The 16,746-nt window shown below is 65.2% G+C and carries 16 protein-coding genes; 11 read left to right on the forward strand and 5 right to left on the reverse strand.

Translation table 11 applies throughout. The annotated features are described in order from the left end of the window. Positions 1–69: 69 nt before the first annotated feature. Positions 70–963 (forward strand): LysR substrate-binding domain-containing protein, encoded by an 894-nt coding sequence (locus CH283_RS22480; RefSeq protein ID WP_068048920.1) that lies wholly within the window; start codon positions 70–72, stop codon positions 961–963. A 3-nt stretch (positions 964–966) separates the two neighbouring features. On the opposite strand, the gene CH283_RS22485 is transcribed toward CH283_RS22480, so the two are convergent. After that, the gene (locus CH283_RS22485) at positions 967–1,362 is read right to left on the reverse strand and encodes a universal stress protein (RefSeq protein ID WP_094640469.1); all 396 of its coding nucleotides are present in this window, start codon (positions 1,360–1,362) and stop codon (positions 967–969) included. Next, on the reverse strand, positions 1,359–2,354 hold the full coding sequence (locus CH283_RS22490; protein WP_094640468.1) for a 2-hydroxyacid dehydrogenase: 996 nt from the start codon (positions 2,352–2,354) through the stop codon (positions 1,359–1,361). Before CH283_RS22490 ends, CH283_RS22485 begins: the two co-directional genes overlap by 4 nt. A 339-nt stretch (positions 2,355–2,693) precedes the next feature. Between CH283_RS22490 and CH283_RS22495 the strand changes: the two genes are divergently transcribed. The 7 genes from CH283_RS22495 (at position 2,694) to CH283_RS22525 (ending at position 10,077) form a co-directional block, all read left to right on the forward strand. Continuing rightward, positions 2,694–4,271, forward strand: coding sequence for an ABC transporter substrate-binding protein (locus CH283_RS22495; protein WP_094640497.1), 1,578 nt, complete (start codon positions 2,694–2,696; stop codon positions 4,269–4,271). Between the two features lies 1 nt (position 4,272). After that, the gene (locus CH283_RS22500) at positions 4,273–5,202 is read left to right on the forward strand and encodes an ABC transporter permease (RefSeq protein WP_068048905.1); all 930 of its coding nucleotides are present in this window, start codon (positions 4,273–4,275) and stop codon (positions 5,200–5,202) included. An 8-nt stretch (positions 5,203–5,210) separates the two neighbouring features. Further along, positions 5,211–6,197 carry an ABC transporter permease gene (locus tag CH283_RS22505; RefSeq protein WP_094640467.1) on the forward strand — a complete coding sequence of 329 codons (987 nt, stop codon included), beginning with the start codon at positions 5,211–5,213 and terminating at the stop codon, positions 6,195–6,197. Beyond that, positions 6,194–7,213 carry an ABC transporter ATP-binding protein gene (locus CH283_RS22510; protein WP_094640466.1) on the forward strand — a complete coding sequence of 340 codons (1,020 nt, stop codon included), beginning with the start codon at positions 6,194–6,196 and terminating at the stop codon, positions 7,211–7,213. The genes CH283_RS22505 and CH283_RS22510 overlap by 4 nt, the downstream gene beginning before the upstream one ends. Beyond that, positions 7,206–8,201: an ABC transporter ATP-binding protein gene (locus tag CH283_RS22515; RefSeq protein WP_094640465.1), complete on the forward strand. Its 996-nt coding sequence runs from the start codon at positions 7,206–7,208 to the stop codon at positions 8,199–8,201. Before CH283_RS22510 ends, CH283_RS22515 begins: the two co-directional genes overlap by 8 nt. Next, a complete protein-coding gene (locus CH283_RS22520) occupies positions 8,201–8,938 on the forward strand; it encodes a sulfite exporter TauE/SafE family protein (RefSeq protein ID WP_094640464.1) in 738 nt (245 codons plus the stop codon). The genes CH283_RS22515 and CH283_RS22520 overlap by 1 nt, the downstream gene beginning before the upstream one ends. A 65-nt stretch (positions 8,939–9,003) precedes the next feature. Then, positions 9,004–10,077 carry an SDR family oxidoreductase gene (locus CH283_RS22525; RefSeq protein WP_094640463.1) on the forward strand — a complete coding sequence of 358 codons (1,074 nt, stop codon included), beginning with the start codon at positions 9,004–9,006 and terminating at the stop codon, positions 10,075–10,077. A 37-nt stretch (positions 10,078–10,114) separates the two neighbouring features. Here the strand turns inward: CH283_RS22525 and CH283_RS22530 are convergent, their stop codons facing one another. From CH283_RS22530 to CH283_RS22540, 3 genes are all read right to left on the reverse strand, one after another. Then, complete coding sequence (locus CH283_RS22530) at positions 10,115–11,515, reverse strand: xylulokinase (RefSeq protein WP_094640462.1); 1,401 nt, start codon at positions 11,513–11,515, stop codon at positions 10,115–10,117. Positions 11,516–11,555: 40 nt separating this feature from the next. After that, positions 11,556–13,253, reverse strand: coding sequence for a SulP family inorganic anion transporter (locus tag CH283_RS22535; RefSeq protein ID WP_094640461.1), 1,698 nt, complete (start codon positions 13,251–13,253; stop codon positions 11,556–11,558). A 109-nt stretch (positions 13,254–13,362) separates the two neighbouring features. After that, positions 13,363–13,707 carry an ArsR/SmtB family transcription factor gene (locus CH283_RS22540; protein ID WP_094640496.1) on the reverse strand — a complete coding sequence of 115 codons (345 nt, stop codon included), beginning with the start codon at positions 13,705–13,707 and terminating at the stop codon, positions 13,363–13,365. A 116-nt stretch (positions 13,708–13,823) separates the two neighbouring features. Here CH283_RS22540 and CH283_RS22545 point away from each other — a divergent pair, with 116 nt between their 5' ends. From CH283_RS22545 to CH283_RS22555, 3 genes are all read left to right on the forward strand, one after another. After that, positions 13,824–14,471 carry a TetR family transcriptional regulator gene (locus CH283_RS22545; RefSeq protein WP_094640460.1) on the forward strand — a complete coding sequence of 216 codons (648 nt, stop codon included), beginning with the start codon at positions 13,824–13,826 and terminating at the stop codon, positions 14,469–14,471. Positions 14,472–14,618: 147 nt separating this feature from the next. Continuing rightward, a complete protein-coding gene (locus CH283_RS22550; RefSeq protein ID WP_068048956.1) occupies positions 14,619–15,776 on the forward strand; it encodes an acyl-CoA dehydrogenase in 1,158 nt (385 codons plus the stop codon). A 5-nt stretch (positions 15,777–15,781) separates the two neighbouring features. Next, positions 15,782–16,630, forward strand: coding sequence for a 3-hydroxybutyryl-CoA dehydrogenase (locus CH283_RS22555; RefSeq protein ID WP_269454870.1), 849 nt, complete (start codon positions 15,782–15,784; stop codon positions 16,628–16,630). Positions 16,631–16,746 lie beyond the last annotated feature (116 nt).

Consider the following 16,746-nt stretch of genomic DNA (forward strand, 5'->3'; position numbering starts at 1 on the left):
GTCGGCTCTCCGCTAGATTGATGTGACAAGGCACGCCGAAACCGCCAGCGCGATGCAAGGAATGAATCGATGTTCTCGCTCAACAGGTTGTCCTGCTTCATCGCCGTGGCCGAGGAACTGCACTTCGGCCGCGCTGCCGAGCGACTGCACATGACGCAGCCGCCCCTGAGCAGGCAGATCCAACAGCTCGAAAGCGAAGTCGGCGTGCAGCTGATCGACCGCACCAGCCGATCGGTGACCCTGACGGCCGCGGGATTGGCATTCCTTCCCGAGGCCCGACGCATCCTCGACCTCGCCGAGGGCGCCCTCCTCACTGTGCGACGTGTCCCCACCGGAGACCTGGGGACCGTCGTCGTCGGATTCACCGGCGCATCGGCGCATGCGGTGCTACCGCAGCTGCTCGACGCCGCACGCGAGAAGTTACCCGACGTGAAACTCGTTCTACGCGAAATGGTCTCGGCGGTGCAGATGGAATCCTTGGCCGTCGGCGATATCGATCTCGGGTTGGCCAGGCCACCGCTCAAGCGTCCGGGCATCGCGTCGCGGCCGGTGCTGCACGAGTCGTTGATCGCGGCGATGCCCGACACTCATCCGCTGGCCGAGAAGAGCGAACTGTCGGTGGAGGACTTCGACGAGCAGCCGATCATCATGTATTCACCGGTCGACGCGCGGTACTTCCACGAACTGCTGATCAGTACCTTCACCATCGTCGGGGTGTCTCCGCGCTACGTGCAGTACGTGACCCAGGTGCACACGATGCTGGTGCTCGTTCGTTCCGGAATCGGATTGGCACTGGTACCGGAGTCCGCGTCGACCATGCGGCCGGAAGGTGTTGTGTTCCGGCCGGTTCGGACGGTCAAGGAACGCCCCGTCGAGTTGGACGCCGCCTGGCGAGTGGACAACGACAACCCGGCACTGCACCGCTTCATGACCGATGTGCTGCCGACGCGGGAATGGTCGTGATGGCTATCGCGGCGTCCCCACCGGCGGCTTGACGGCCGTCACCGGGCAGTGGGCCTCGAGGAGAACGCGCTGAGAGATGCTGCCCATGAACAACTTTCCGACGGGTGATCGACGCCTGATGCCGATGACGACCAGTTGCGTCTGTTCGTCGAACGACAGGTCGATCAGATTGTCGGCATGCGAGCGGCCCGCTTCGTTGTCGTGAATTTTCGCCGCCACCCCGATGGCCGACGCCTCCTCGCGGGCAGATTCGACGGCCGCACCGAAGTCGGCATCGGATGCACTGCTGTCCTCGGCGACGACGATCAGGTCCGTACCACGCATGTGTGCCTCGCGAAAAGCGAAGGGCAGCGCGCCTTTTCCCTCGGTGGTCGGCGAGTAGCCGACGACGACGGTCACTGCGTCACCGGGGTGACGAGGGTGCCGTCGGCCAGAAAGCGATCGAGGTTCTCGAGCGTGAGCGCTTCCATCGCAGCCCGCGTCTCCACCGTTGCGCTGCCCACGTGCGGCAGCAGCACCACGTTGTCCATCGCCAACAGGGCGTCGGGCACGTCCGGTTCGTGCGCGAAGACGTCCAGGCCCGCTCCGGCGAGCTTCCCCGCACCGAGCAACTCGATGAGCGCCTCCTCGTCGACGACGCTTCCGCGGGCCACGTTGATCAGATATCCCTGCGGTCCCAGAGCTTCGAGCACTGCGCGATCGACCAGATGCGCAGTACCCGAACCGCCGGACGCGGCGATGATCAATATGTCGACGTTCTCGGCGAGCGCTGTCGGGCCGGCAGCGTAAACGTAGGGCGAACCGTCGATCTCGTTGCGATTGTGGTACGAGATCTCGCAGCGAAACCCGTTGAGCCGATCGGCAATTGCCGAGCCGATGCGGCCGAGGCCGATGATTCCGACACGCTTGCCGGTGACCTGACGCGTCAGTGGCGTGTTGCCCTCGGTGGGCCAGCGGCCGGCGCGCACGAATCGCTCGGCCGAGGACAGGCCGCGCACGGTGTCGATCACCAGACCGACGGCGAGGTCGGCCACACAGTCCGTCAACACGTCGGGGGTGTTGCTGACGACGACGCCGCGTTCGGCTGCCGCGTCGACGTCGGTGGTGTCGTAGCCGACGCCGAAGTTCACAACGGCTCCGAGCTGCGGCAACCGTTCCATCAACGCAGCATCGACGCCGGTGCGGCCGGAGGTGACCACCGCAGAGATCGACGCACCGTGCTCGGACAGGAACTCGTCGCGATCGTCGCCCTCGGGCAGTTCCAGCGCGTCGTACTCGGTAACCAGGGTGTCCATCAACGACGGCTTCAGCGGTCCCACTCGGAGAACTCGACCGCCTCGTTGCGAATCGGATTGAGACACAGAGGTTTTCTGCGAGCTGACGGTGACCATGGTTCTCCTCGCGAGATGGTGGAGCGTGCGCGTTTCCTGTACAGTATGCCGCCCTTCGAATACCTGTCCAACACGGAAATAACATGGACCGATACCCAAACGGCATGAACGACGCGTCGCCGATGCAGCTCCGCCGGGGTCGTCATGCATCTTGCCTGGTCAGTCCAGCAATGCTGTGACTCGGACCGCAGTCAAGCCGTCGCTGTGACCCACAGAACTGGACGAAAAGTCGATTTCGTCCGGTTGACGGTGGAGATGACCCGCTCATACCGTGTGTCTACCGTCACAGATTCGGCTGCGACTTGCAGACGCGGATCCTTTTTCCCACTGGAGGCCACCATGAGCCCTGCACTCTTCGTGCAGCAGGGACGGACCCACCGTGTCGCCGCAATAGCCGTTGGCGCGCTGTCACTTTCACTTGTCGCGAGCGGATGCACCGTCGCCAACTCCAACAACGGCGGAGCCGCCCGCGCAGATACTCTTCGCATCGTTCTGCCGCAGGAGCCGCCGACCCTCGAAGCCTGCGACGTCTCGCTCACGTCGGTGGGTGTGGTGACGCGCTCGAACATCACCGAGCCACTCATGGAACGCAACCCCAGCACCGGCGATCTCGAGCCCAAGCTCGCTGACTCCTGGGAGCAGACCTCCGACACCGAATGGACGTTCACCATCCACCCCGGCGTGACGTTCAGCGACGGCAGTCCGTTCGAGGCCGAGGACGCCGCGTTCTCGATCGATCGCACCGTCAATTCCGAACTGGGCTGCAACGTCGAGGGGTACGTGTTCGGCGACGCGAACCTGGTGGTCACCGCAGTCGACCCGATGACGCTGACCGTGCAGTCGCCCGAGCCCGATCCCATTCTGCCGCTTCGGCTCTCGTTCGTGGAGATGGTGCCCCGCACCTCGAGCTACACCGAGCGGGTACGCGAACCCATCGGAACGGGACCGTTCGCGATCGAGCGGTGGGACTACGGTCAGAAGCTCTCGCTGGTGCGCAACGAAACCTACTGGGGCCCGAAGCCCGAGTACGCCAGGGCCGAGTACCAGTGGCGCAGCGAGGGCAGCGTCCGCGCATCGATGGTCACCAACGGTGAGGCCGAGATCGCCACCTCGGTCGGACCGGAGGACGGCGCAGGCGATCTGGGAGTCGCGTACCCCAACAACGAAACCACAGCGCTGCGCATCCAGGCCATGCAACCGCCCCTGGACGACATGCGCGTACGCCAGGCGATCAACTACGCCATCAATCGCGAGGGCATCGTCAAGGCACTGTTCCGTGGACTCGGTTCCCCTGCAGAACAATTGATCTCCGAGGGTGTCGTCGGCTTCAACGAGGACTTGACACCGTGGCCCTACGACATGGACCAGGCCCGCACACTGATCGACGAGGCCCGGGCCGATGGCGTGCCCGTCGATACCGAGATCCGCCTGATCGGACGCACCGGGCAGTTCCCGAAGATCAACGAAACGGTGGAGGTCATCCAGAACTCACTGTCCAAGATCGGCATGAACGTCACGATCGAAATGATGGACGCCGCAGGCACCGCCGAGTACCAGGAGCGGCCGTTCCCCGACGTCGGCCCGTATCTGCTGGTGATTCAGCACGGCAATCAAGCCGGCGACTCCGCGTTCACCGTCGATCAGTACTTCACCAGTGACGGATTCCAGAGTGCCTACGGCACAGCAGAATTCGACCGGAAGATCGCTGCCGCAGGGGCTCTCACCGGCGAGGACAGGCAGGCCGCGTACGCGCAGGTGTTCGCCGACGAACCGAAGGACATCATGCAGATGGCCTACATCGCGCACATGAACGGGGTGCTCGCCAAGGCATCCTCGGTCGATTACACCCCCAACTCGGCCACGGTCGACGAAATGCACCTCGCCGCCATGACCCGCGCCGACACCGAGAGGCCCTGACATGTTCAGATTCCTGCGCCGACGGATCTACACCAGCCTGATCCCGCTGTTCGTCGTTCTGCTGGGCGTGTTCTTCCTCGCTCGGCTCACCGGCGACCCCACCAGCCTGTACCTGCCCGAGTCTGCAACCCAGGCCCAACGCGAGGCGTTCCGCGCCACCAACGGCTTCGACCAGCCGGTCCTGACGCAACTGATGGACTACTTCAAGGGCGTCGTGCAACTCGACTTCGGGCAGTCGCTGCGCACCGGCGAGGACGCGTCGGCGATGGCACTGCGCGCGTTCCCCGCGACGCTGCAGCTGGCGTTCGCGACGATGTTCCTCGCCATCCTCGGCGCTGTGATCATCGGATGCTGGGCTGCCTACCGACCGAATTCGCTGGCCGATCGCATCTCGAGCCTGCTGTCGATGACGGCCGCGTCCATCCCCGATTTCTGGTTCGCCATCATGGGTGTCTACGTCTTCGCCATCCTGTTCGGCTGGCTGCCCACCTCGGGCGTGGACAGCGGAATGCTCTCCTGGGTGCTGCCGATCGCCACCCTGCTCATTCGCCCTCTCGGCGTACTGACCCAGGTGGTGCGCGGCGCGATGGTCTCGGCGCTGTCGGCACCGTACGTTCGCCTCGCGAGAAGCAAAGGCGCAGGCGATCTTCGAGTCGTCACCCACCACGCTCTACGCAACGCCGCTGCACCGGCGCTCACGGTTGCCGGCGACCTGATGGTCGGGCTCGTCAACGGCGCGGTGGTCGTCGAGGCCATCTTCGGCTGGCCCGGCATCGGAAAGTTGATGATCGACGCCATCCTGCAGCGCGATTTCGCTGTTCTGCAGGCGGCCGTGTTGTTGACGGCGGTGAGCATATTCGTGCTCAACATCGTCATCGATGCCTGCTACGCACTGCTCGACGCCCGGGTTCGCGACAAGGTGAAGGTCTAGGTAGGAACATGTCACTCGACTTCGAAGCACCGAAAACATCCGAGCCCGAGGATGTTCCACCGTCGGTTCCGGTGGAAGCCCGCAAGGCGTCGGCCCCGCTGTGGAAGCTGCTGCTGCGCGACCGGGTCGCCACCGTCGCCGCCGCGATCCTGGTACTGGTCTTCCTCACCGCGATCTTCGGCCCGATGCTGGTCGGTGACGCCGCCACCGATCAGGATCTCGACCGCTCGAATCTGCCGCCGTTCACCCTCGACACCGGGTGGATGAACATCCTCGGCACGGATCCGCTGGGACGCAGCATGCTGGCCCGGCTGATCGTGGCCAGCAGAACCACACTCTCGGTGGCCGTTCCGGCCGTGATCCTCTCGGCGATCATCGGCTCGTTCATCGGGATGTGGGCCGGCTTCCATCGCGGCTGGCGTGAGACCGCGGCCATGCGCGTCGCCGACGTCATCCTCAGCTTCCCGTCCCTGCTGATGGCCGTCGTGGTGCTCTACGTCTTCTCGCCCAGTGCCGCGAACATCGTTCTGGTCCTCACTGTTACGCGCATTCCGATCTACCTACGTACCGCCCGCGCCGAGTCCGCCGAGCTGCAGAGTCGGTTGTTCGTCGACGCCGCCCGCACCTTCGGCGCGAAGAGCGGATCGGTGATCCGCCGGCATGTGGCCCCGATTCTGCTGCCGACCCTGCTGACCGTCGCCACCCTGGACTTCTGCTTCGTCATTCTCGCCGAATCGTCGTTGAGCTTCCTGGGCATCGGCATTCAGCCACCGGACGTCTCGTGGGGACTGATGGTCTCGCAGGGCCGCACCTACCTGCAGACCGCCTGGTGGCTCTCGTTCTTCCCCGGTCTGGCCATCGTGCTGACGACCGTCTCGGCCACTGTGCTCGCTGCCTGGGCGCGCATCGCCACCGACCCGGCGCAGCGTTGGCGACTCAACGTCCCCCGCTCCAAGCGCTCTCGCCTGCTCCCCGTACGAAAGGTCATCTCATGAGCGCACCGGCAACCGCACACCAGCGACCCGACACCGGCAGCATCGCCCTCGACGTTCGCGGACTGACCGTCGATCTGCGGACGCCGTCGGGTGTCATTCGCGCCGTCGACAACGTCACCTTCACCGCCCGGCGCGGTGAAACCCTGGCTCTGCTCGGCGAATCCGGTTGCGGCAAGTCCATGACGGCACAGGCCATCGTCGGATTGCTCGAGCCGATCGCCGACATCACCGGCGGCTCGGTGGAGATGGGTGAGGTGGACCTGGTCACCGCCAAGACCAAAGTGCGGCGCACCATCGCCGCCACAGAACTGGCCATCGTCTTCCAGGACGCGCTGACGGCCCTCAATCCCGTCTACACCGTCGGAACCCAACTGGCCGAACCGTTTCGGATCCACCGGGGTATGTCCGCCAAGCAAGCACGCGCGGAAGCCATCGCGCTGATGACCCGAGTGGGAATTCCCGAGCCCGAATCACGCGCGGACTCGTACCCACACCAATTCTCCGGTGGCATGCGCCAACGCCTGCTGATCGCCATGGCCGTGGCCCTGAGTCCGTCGGTACTGCTGGCCGACGAACCCACCACCGCCCTCGACGTGACGGTCCAGGCCCAGATCATGGCTCTGCTCAAGGAATTGCGCACCGAACACGACATGGCCGTCGTCCTGATCACCCACGACCTCGCCCTGGTGGCCGAGGAGGCCGATCGGGTCGCCATCATGTACGCGGGCAACGTGGTCGAGACCGGACCGGTGTCCGAGGTGTTCGGTGAACCACGCCATCCGTACACGAAGGGACTGCTCGACTCGGTGCCCGTCCACGCCGTCCGCGGTGAGGATCTCAAGTCGATCGGCGGCACGCCACCGGACCTGCATTCCATCCCCGACGGGTGTGTTTACCAGGCCCGCTGCCCCCTCGCCCGCGACATCTGCATCAGTGCTCGCCCGCCGCTCGAATCCGTCGGCACCGGCCGAATGTCGGCCTGCCACTTCCCGAACGAGGTAACCAGCCATGCCTGAGCAACTGTTGACCGTGCGCGGCCTGAACAAGACCTTCGACGTCGGCCGAGGCAAACTCCGTGCCCTCGACGCCATCGACCTGGATCTGCGACGCGGTGAGACCCTGGGGCTGGTGGGCGAATCCGGTTGCGGCAAATCCACTCTCGCGCGCACCCTGATGATGCTCGAACGACCCGACTCGGGCACGGTCGCCTTCGACGGCATCGATCCGTTCGCGCTGCGCGGCAAGGAACTCCTCGCGTGGCGTCGACGCGTGCAAATGGTGTTCCAGGACCCGTACGGTTCCCTGAACTCACGCATGACTGCAGGCGACATCATCGGCGAGCCGTGGCGAACCCACAAGGGCCTGTACAGGACTCGCCGCGATCGCTCCGCACGGGTCCGCGAACTGCTGCACCTGGTGGGCCTGCGCCCGAGCGACGAGAACCGCTTCCCGCAGGAGTTCTCCGGCGGTCAACGCCAACGCCTCGGCATCGCGCGGGCGCTGGCGCTGAACCCCGACGTGATCATCTGCGACGAGCCGGTCTCGGCACTCGATCTCTCGGTACAGGCGCAGGTGCTCAACCTGCTCAACGATCTACAGAAGCAACTCGGCATCTCCTACGTGTTCATCTCGCACGATCTGTCGGTGGTGCGACACGTCGCCGACCGAGTCGCGGTGATGTACCTGGGGCGCATCGTCGAATCCGGAGCCACCGAGTCAGTATTCGAGCGTCCTGCCCACCCGTACACCGCAGCATTGATGTCGGCCGCACCCACTCTCGACGCGTCGAATCGCGGGACGAAGATCCTGCTGAAGGGCGAGGTACCGTCGCCGCTGAATCCGCCGTCGGGATGTCGGTTCCGCACGCGCTGCTGGAAGGCAACCGACCTGTGTGCCAGTGAGGCACCCCCGGTTGCGCTCGACGCGGACGAGGCCGATCACATCGCCGAATGTCACTATCCCCTTGTCGCAGGCAATCTCGGCCTCGTCGCCGCTGGGACGTGATGGCGACACACCTGAGCATCACCGGATTCGTCGTCGTCGCGCTGGCCATCTTCTTCGCATCGGCGATGCAGGCGTCCATCGGATTCGGGATGGGCATGCTCGCCGCGCCCATCGTGGCGATCGTGGACCCCGGCCTGATCCCGGCGACGCTCATCATGCTGGCCGTGGTCGTCAGTGTGCTCGTGTTGGTTCGCGATCGCACCGCCCTCGACCTCTCGGGTGCAGGGTGGGCGCTCGCTGGTCGGCTCCCCGGTTCGGTGGTGGGCGCACTACTGCTCGTGCTGCTACCCGAGCGCGGACTGGCCATCCTGCTCGCGCTGGTGGTGCTGGGCGGCGTCGCACTGACGTCGTTCGGTTGGGTCCCGTTGCCGCACAGACGAAATCTGGTGATGGCCGGGGCCGCGTCGGGAATTCTGGGAACGGCCACCTCGATTGGCGGACCCCCGATGGCACTGGTGTGGCAACGCAACACCGGAGCCGAACTGCGCAGCACCATGAGCTGCTTCTTCCTCGTCGGCTCGCTGATCTCGCTGGCGGTACTCGCGGTCGCCGGCGCGGTGGATGCCCATACGGCAACGCTGTTCGTGTTGCTGGCCCCGGCGACGATTCTGGGATTCCTGCTCTCCCGGGTGGTCAACAAAGTCCTCGATCGTCGACGGCTGCGCATCGTCGCGATCACCGTCTCCGCCGTCGGTGCACTCGTGCTGGTTGTCCAGCAGGTGTCGGCGTTCGCCTAACTCACGAAATGGTGAGTTGAATCGCCATCTCGTGTCGGAACGCGTCGATCGGGTAGTCGGTGTCCATGACTACGAACAACACCCGCGCATTGATCGTCGGTGCCACCGGCATCTCCGGACAAGCCTTGTGCCGCGTTGCTCTCGACGCAGGCTGGGACACGTACGGACTCAGCCGTAGTGGCAGCACTCCGGTCGACGGCGTCATCGGTGTGGCCGCCGACCTGCTCGACCCGGCCTCGCTCGAGGAGGCGCTGAACGACGTCCGCCCCGAGGTCGTGTTCTTCACCGCATGGATGAAGAAGGACTCCGAGCAGGAGAACATCGAGGTCAACTCGGCGACCCTACGCAACGTGCTGAACGTGCTCGGCCCCCTCGACTCGGTGAAGCACGTCGCGTTGATGACCGGCCTCAAGCACTACCTCGGACCGTTCGATGCCTACGGTGAGGCAGTGATGGCCGAGACGCCGTTCCACGAGACCGAGGATCGCCTCGACACTCCCAACTTCTACTACGCGCAGGAAGACGAATTGTTCGCCGGTGCCGAGAAGTTCGGATTCGGTTGGAGTGTGCACCGCGCGCACACCATCTCCGGATTCGCGGTCGGCAACGCGATGAACATGATGTTGACGCTGTCCGTGTACGCAGCGATCTGCAAGGAGCTCGGCGAGAAGTTCGTCTTCCCCGGTTCCGAGACACAGTGGAACGGCCTCACCGACCTCACCGACGCGGACCTGCTCGCCGAGCAGATGGTGTGGGCCGCAACCGACGACAACGCACACAACGAGGCGTTCAACATCGCCAACGGTGACGTCTTCCGCTGGCGCTGGCTGTGGCCGCAGTTCGCCGCGCACTTCGGCGTCGAGCCCGAGGGCTACGACAGCGAGCCGCGTCCACTCGAACCCCGCATGTCCGACGCGGCCGCAACGTGGAAGCGCATCGCCGAGAAGCACGATCTGGTCGAAAGCGATGTCTCACGCCTCGCGTCGTGGTGGCACACCGACGGCGACCTCGGCCGCGACATGGAATGCCTGACCGACATGAACAAGTCGAAGAAGGCCGGGTTCCTCGGCTTCCGATCCACCCCGGATGCCATCGCCTCGGTGATCCAGCGCTACCGAGATGCGCGTCTGATTCCCTGAGCGGCTGCGCCGCACGTGCACGGAAACTCGACCCCTGCTACGAGTTTCCGCTCACCTGCGCGTAGCGCTCCCGTACCGCCGGGGTCGGGTCGGCCTCGTATGTCTTCGACGCGGCCTGCGCCCAGGTCGGCGGCTCGCTGGTCCCGGCCAGTGTCCACGCCGCCTGGCGCGCGGCACCGTCGGCGACGTATTCACCCGGCTCGGGCACGATCACCGGGACGCCGAGAATGGCCGGGGCCAACTCGCGCAATGCAGCGGACTTCGCACCGCCGCCGATGAGCAGCACCCGCTTCGTCTCGACCCCCTGCGAACGCAGATGGTCGATACCGTCGGCCAAACCGCACAGCAGTCCCTCTACGGCCGCTCGCGCGAGGTGGCCCGGTGTCGAATTGTTCAGTCGCAGGCCGTGAATCGCACCGGATGCATCGGGACGATTGGGGGTGCGCTCGCCCTCGAAGTACGGCACCATCACCACACCGTCGCTCGTCGTCGACAGCGCCAACCGCGACAACTCGTCGTGATCGACGCCCAGCATCCGCGCCGTCGCATCGAGGACGCGAGCAGCGTTGAGCGTGCACACCAACGGCAGTTGACGGCCGGTGGCGTCGGCGAATCCGGCGACCAGACCCGAACCGTCCGCGGCCGCAACCGAGGTCACGGCAGATACGACACCCGACGTGCCGATCGAGACCACCACATCACCGGGCTGCGCATCGAGGGCAAGCGCTGCCGCGGCATTATCGCCGGTACCCGGGCCGATCAGTGCCCCACCCGACGTGCGGCCTATCGCCTCGCTGGGTGCGGCCACGCGGGGCAACAGTGGGTTACGACCCCGAAAACCGAACTGCAGCAAATCCGTTCGATATTCGTCAGTGGCCGCGGAGAAGTATCCGGTGCCACTGGCGTCGCCTCGATCGGTGGCCAGAGCGTCGAGCCCCGATGCCCCGCCGAGCTGCCAGCTCAGCCAATCGTGCGGAAGGCACACCGCCGCAGTGCGATCGGCATTCTCGGGTTCGTGGTCGGCGAGCCATCGCAGCTTGGCGACCGTGATCGAAGCCAACGGAACCACTCCGACGGCGTCGGCCCAGGCCTGCCCGCCGTCGGTGCCTTCCTTTTCGCCCAACTCGGACACCAAGTCCGTCGCGGCCTGCGCCGATCGAGTGTCGTTCCACAGCAAAGCTTTACGGACCACGGATCCGTTGTCGTCGAGGCAGACCATGCCGTGCTGCTGCGCGCCCACCGACACCGCGTCCACGTCGTCGAGTCCGCCTGCGGCAGCGATCGCCTCGTCGAGCGCATCTTTCCAGCGCTGCGGGTCGATCTCGGTGCCGTCGGGATGCGCTGCTCGCCCCTGGCGGACCAAGTCCCCCGACTCGGCGTCACGAACGAAGACTTTGCACGATTGGGTGGAGGAGTCGATTCCGGCAACGAGAGCCACGGTGAGCGGGTCCTTTCCTACGCAAGTGTGATCTACGACCCTACCCGCGAGGCGCGGTTGCCTCGGTCACCAACGTGCGCGCGTAGGCGATGGCCTGCGGCGTTGTCTCGAAAACACGGCGCGCTTCGTCGTCCTTGGTGGTGAACACGCCCAGCGCCGTCAGCGGACGCAGGTGTTCGGGTTTGGCTGCGGAGATGAGGACGGTGATGTGGCGATGTTCGAGTTCGGTGATCGTGTCCTTGAGGACCAGAGCTCCGGTGGCATCGATGGTGGTCACTCGCGACATGCGCAGGATCACCACTTTCACGTCCGACACGTCGGCGAGCTCGAGCAGGAAGCTGTGCGCAGCTCCGAAGAACAGTGCACCGTCGATCCGGTAGGCGACGATGTGTTCGCGCAGCAGGCCTTCTTCTTCCTTCGAGACCGCGTCGAGTGCATCGAGCGGTACCTTCTCGACCGTGGCCGATCGCGCGACTGCGCGCAGTGCCAGCACCGCAGCGAACCCGACGCCGACCGCCACAGCCGTCACCAAATCGAACAGAACCGTGACGAGAAAAGTCGACGCCATCACCACGGTGTCGCCGCGACCGGCGCGGGAAATTGCTCGGATGGAGGCTGTTTCGACCATGCGCACCGTTGTCGCCAGGAGCACCCCGGCCAGAGCGGCGAGCGGAATGTCGGCCACCAAGCCCGCGGCGGAGTACATGATCGCGGCGAGGATCACCGCATGGGTGAGCGCGGCGAGCCTGGTGCGCGCTCCGGACCGAACGTTGACGGCAGTACGGGCGATGGCACCGGTGGCGGGGATCCCGCCGAACAACGGCGCGGCGATGTTGGCCAGTCCCTGCCCGAACAGCTCACGATCGGGATTGTGCCGCGGGCCGACGCCCATCGAGTCCGCCGCGGTCGCGGACAGCAGCGATTCCAGTGCAGCCAGCGCAGCGACGGCGAACGCCGGTGCCAACAACGCCGTCACGTCACCGAGGTGGAAGAAGCTCAGGCTCGGGGCGGACAACGACGACGGAATGGTGCCGATGCGGGCGATGTCGAGGTCGAACAACTGAGTAACCACCGTTGCTCCGGCGACCGCAACCAGGGAGAACGGGATTTTCGGAGCCACGCGGCCGCCGACCAGCATGACGATCGCGACCGTGACGGCCACGGTGGGCGTCAGAACGCTCGCATTCGAGACGAACGAGCGCACCGCGTCGAACGCGGACTGCCACACCTTCTCGCCCTCGGCGTCGGTGATACCCAGGGCCGACGGAACCTGTTGCAGCGCAATGACAACGGCGATGCCTGCGGTGAACCCCTCGATGACGGGTGCCGGCATGTACCGGACGGCTCGACCGACGCCTGCACCGGCGAGCGCCAGCAGAATGATTCCGGCCATCAGCCCGACGGCGAGCACTCCGGTCGGCCCGTACTCGGCGACGATCGGCACGAGCACCACCGTCATGGCACCGGTCGGCCCGGACACCTGAAATCTCGATCCGCCGAATACCGCGGCGACGACTCCCGCGATGATCGCCGTGGTCAGGCCCGCCGCCGCACCCAGCCCGGTGCTGACGCCGAAGCCGAGCGCCAGAGGCAACGCGACCAGTGCCACGATCAGCCCGGCCAGCAGATCCGCGCCGGGTGCGCGGAAGGCCGGTTTCCACTCGCTCCACCTGGGCAGCAGCGCTGTCACAGCACTGAGGGCGTCGGTCCTGCGGGAAGGTTTCGTCGGTTCGGACATGTGACGCTTTCTGAGAACTCATCGATCCTGATGTAGCTACTTGCTAAGTTTAGCAAGTAATGAACCAGGTGAACACAAGACGTGAGTCAGACCATCACGGGCCGTCGAGTCAGGTGCGCGCTCCGGACTCGCCTTCCAGTAGCTCGGCCTGGTTGGCCACCACTCCCGTGAGTATTTCCCGCGCAACGACCAACAGGTCGGCCACCTTCGGCGACGTCAACGTGTAGGACACCGACAGGCCTTCCCGAGTGCCTTCGATGAGACCGGCGCGCCGCAGGATGGACAATTGCTGAGACAGATTGGCCGGCTCGATGCCGATTTCCGGCAGCATCTCGGACACGGCGTGCTCGCGCTCGCTCAGCAACTCCAGCACGCGAATACGGACGGGATGCGCCAACGTCTTGAAGAAATCGGCTTTCATTCTGTAGAGCGGCCGGCTCGAATCCGTGGCCATGAAGTCCTCCCGTGGCACCCGCCACCGCGCAGCAGGCTAATTGCGAACACTAGCAATCAACAGACCGAAGTGGACGACCTCCCTGCCCGTCCCGAAACTCGGCTACCTTCACTCCCATGCGCGGAGACCCCGAAGAATCCACCGACTTCAGGCTCACCGTGGCCACGGCGGCCCTCGACCTGTTCTCCGTCAAGGGCTACGAGTCGACGACGGTGGACGACATCGCCGGTGCCGCCGGCATCTCGCGTCGGACATTCTTTCGTCAGTTCCGCGCCAAGGAAGACGTCGTCTTCGCCGATCACGAAATTCTGCTCGAGCAGGCCGGCGCGTTCCTGGAAGCGAACGAGGGCGATCCCTGGCGGGCCGTGTGCGATGCCGCGCAGCTGGTGTACGAGCGGTTTTCCGACTGGCAGGACATGTCGCGCTTGCGCTACCAGGTGGTGCACAAGATCCCCGCGCTGCGCGATCGAGAAATCGTCACCGTGTTTCGCTACGACAGACTCTTCGTCGACTATCTGCAGCGTGTTCTGCCCGATCACCCGCACCTCGAGATCCTGCAGTTCTCCGCCACGGTGACCGCGACGCACAACTACATCCTTCGTCGGATGATCCGCGACGGCCTCCCGACGTCCGTGGAGGATCTGCGTTCGGCACTCGCGCAGGTGCGCGCGCAGTTCTTCGGTGAGATCGTCGTCGCGTCGTTCCCCCGGGGCACGTCCGTCAGCAAAGTCGTCGACGCGTTGGCCGATCACACAAGCACCTGAGCCACCCGACGCGATGGCACTGAGTGCCGGATGCCGGAGACCCGGTCTTGAACAGGTCGGAATTCGGACGTACACTGGGGCAATCCTTGGCACTGAGTGCCCTCCGTGGGCAGTGCCACCCCCGACACACCGAGGAGCGTGGCCGACATGGCCGGAAATCCCGACTTCGATCTGTACCAATCGCCCGACGAGCACAACGAACTGCGCGCAGCCATTCGGGCGCTCTCGGAGAAGGAGATCGCTCCGTACGCCAAAGAGGTCGACGAGGACTCCCGCTTCCCCGAGGAAGCACTCAAAGCGCTCAACGCTTCCGGCTTCAACGCCATTCACGTTCCCGAGGAATACGACGGCCAGGGTGCCGATTCCGTCGCTGCCTGCATCGTCATCGAAGAGGTCGCACGCGTCTGCGGCTCGTCCTCGCTGATCCCCGCGGTCAACAAGCTCGGCACGATGGGCCTGATCCTCAAGGGCTCCGAGGAACTCAAGAAGCAGGTCCTGCCGTCCCTCGCCGGTGGCGCGATGGCGTCGTACGCCTTGTCCGAGCGCGAAGCGGGATCCGACGCGGCGAGCATGCGCACCCGCGCCAAGGCCGATGGAGACGACTGGATCCTCAACGGCTCCAAGTGTTGGATCACCAACGGCGGCAAGTCCGATTGGTACACCGTCATGGCCGTGACCGATCCCGACAAGGGCGCCAACGGCATTTCCTCGTTCATCGTGCACAAGGACGACGAGGGATTCGTCGTCGGCCCCAAGGAGAAGAAGCTCGGCATCAAGGGTTCGCCCACCGCCGAGCTCTACTTCGAGAACTGCAAGATTCCCGGCGATCGCATCATCGGCGAGCCCGGTACCGGCTTCAAGACCGCGCTGGAAACACTCGACCACACGCGCCCCACCATCGGCGCACAGGCCGTCGGCCTGGCACAGGGTGCCCTCGACGCGGCCATCGCATACACCAAGGACCGCAAGCAGTTCGGCACCTCGATCTCGAGCTTCCAGGCAGTGCAGTTCATGCTCGCCGACATGGCGATGAAGGTCGAAGCCGCCCGCCTGATGGTCTACAGCTCCGCAGCCCGCGCCGAGCGCGGCGAGAAGAACCTCGGGTTCATCTCCGCGGCTGCCAAGTGCTTCGCCTCGGACGTGGCCATGGAGGTCACCACCGACGCCGTGCAGCTCTTCGGCGGTGCCGGCTACACCACCGACTTCCCGGTCGAGCGCATGATGCGCGACGCCAAGATCACCCAGATCTACGAGGGCACCAACCAGATTCAGCGTGTCGTCATGTCGCGGGCGCTGCTCAAATGAGCGACATCAACCTGGTAGGTGTCATCGGCGGCGGCACCATGGGTGCCGGCATCGCCGAAATGTGTGCTCGCTCCGGCAGTTCCGTACTGATCCTGGAGACGAGCCAGGCGACGGCCGACGCCGCAGAGGCCCGCCTCGACAAGTCCTTCGCTCGTGCCGTGAAGTCCGGTCGCATCGAAGCCGACGCGGCCGAGAAGGCCCGTGCTGCAATCGCGTTGACGCTCGATATCAACGACTTCGCGGACCGCGATCTCGTGGTGGAGGCAGCACCGGAGATCGAGTCGCTCAAGCTGGACCTGTTCGGCAAGCTCGATTCCATCGTCAAGCCCGAGGGAATCCTGGCCACGAACACCTCGTCGATCCCGGTCATCAAGATGGCCAACGCGACCAAGCGTCCCGACAAGGTCGTCGGCGTGCACTTCTTCAACCCGGTGCCGGTACTGCCGTTGGTGGAGATCGTCGTCAGCCTGCTCACCAGCGAGGAAACCGTCGCAGCGGTGACGGACTACGCCGGAAACACGCTGGGCAAGAAGACGATTCGCGCCGGGGATCGCGCCGGATTCATCGTCAACGCACTGCTCATCCCGTACATGGTCTCGGCCATCCGCATGCTCGAGTCCGGCTTCGCCAGCGCCGAGGACATCGACGAGGGCATGGTCAACGGTTGCGCCCACCCCATGGGCCCGTTGCGTCTGACCGACACCGTCGGCCTCGACGTCACCCTCGCGGTCGCCGAGTCGCTGTACGCGGAGTTCCGCGAACCGCACTATGCGCCGCCGCCGCTGCTGCAGCGCATGGTGGACGCCGGGATGCTGGGTCGCAAAACCGGTAAGGGTTTCTACTCGTATTCGTAGTAGTCCCCCGCCCCCTTTTGGATCAATGTGGCATTCAGCTTCTTGGAGAAGCTGAATGCCACATTCATCCGTCAGGGAGGCGCACACTGGAGCCGTTCCGCAACTCTGGGAGGCTC

Origin of the sequence: Rhodococcus sp. 05-2254-2 (assembly GCF_002259095.1) — a bacterium.
GTDB lineage: Bacteria > Actinomycetota > Actinomycetes > Mycobacteriales > Mycobacteriaceae > Rhodococcoides.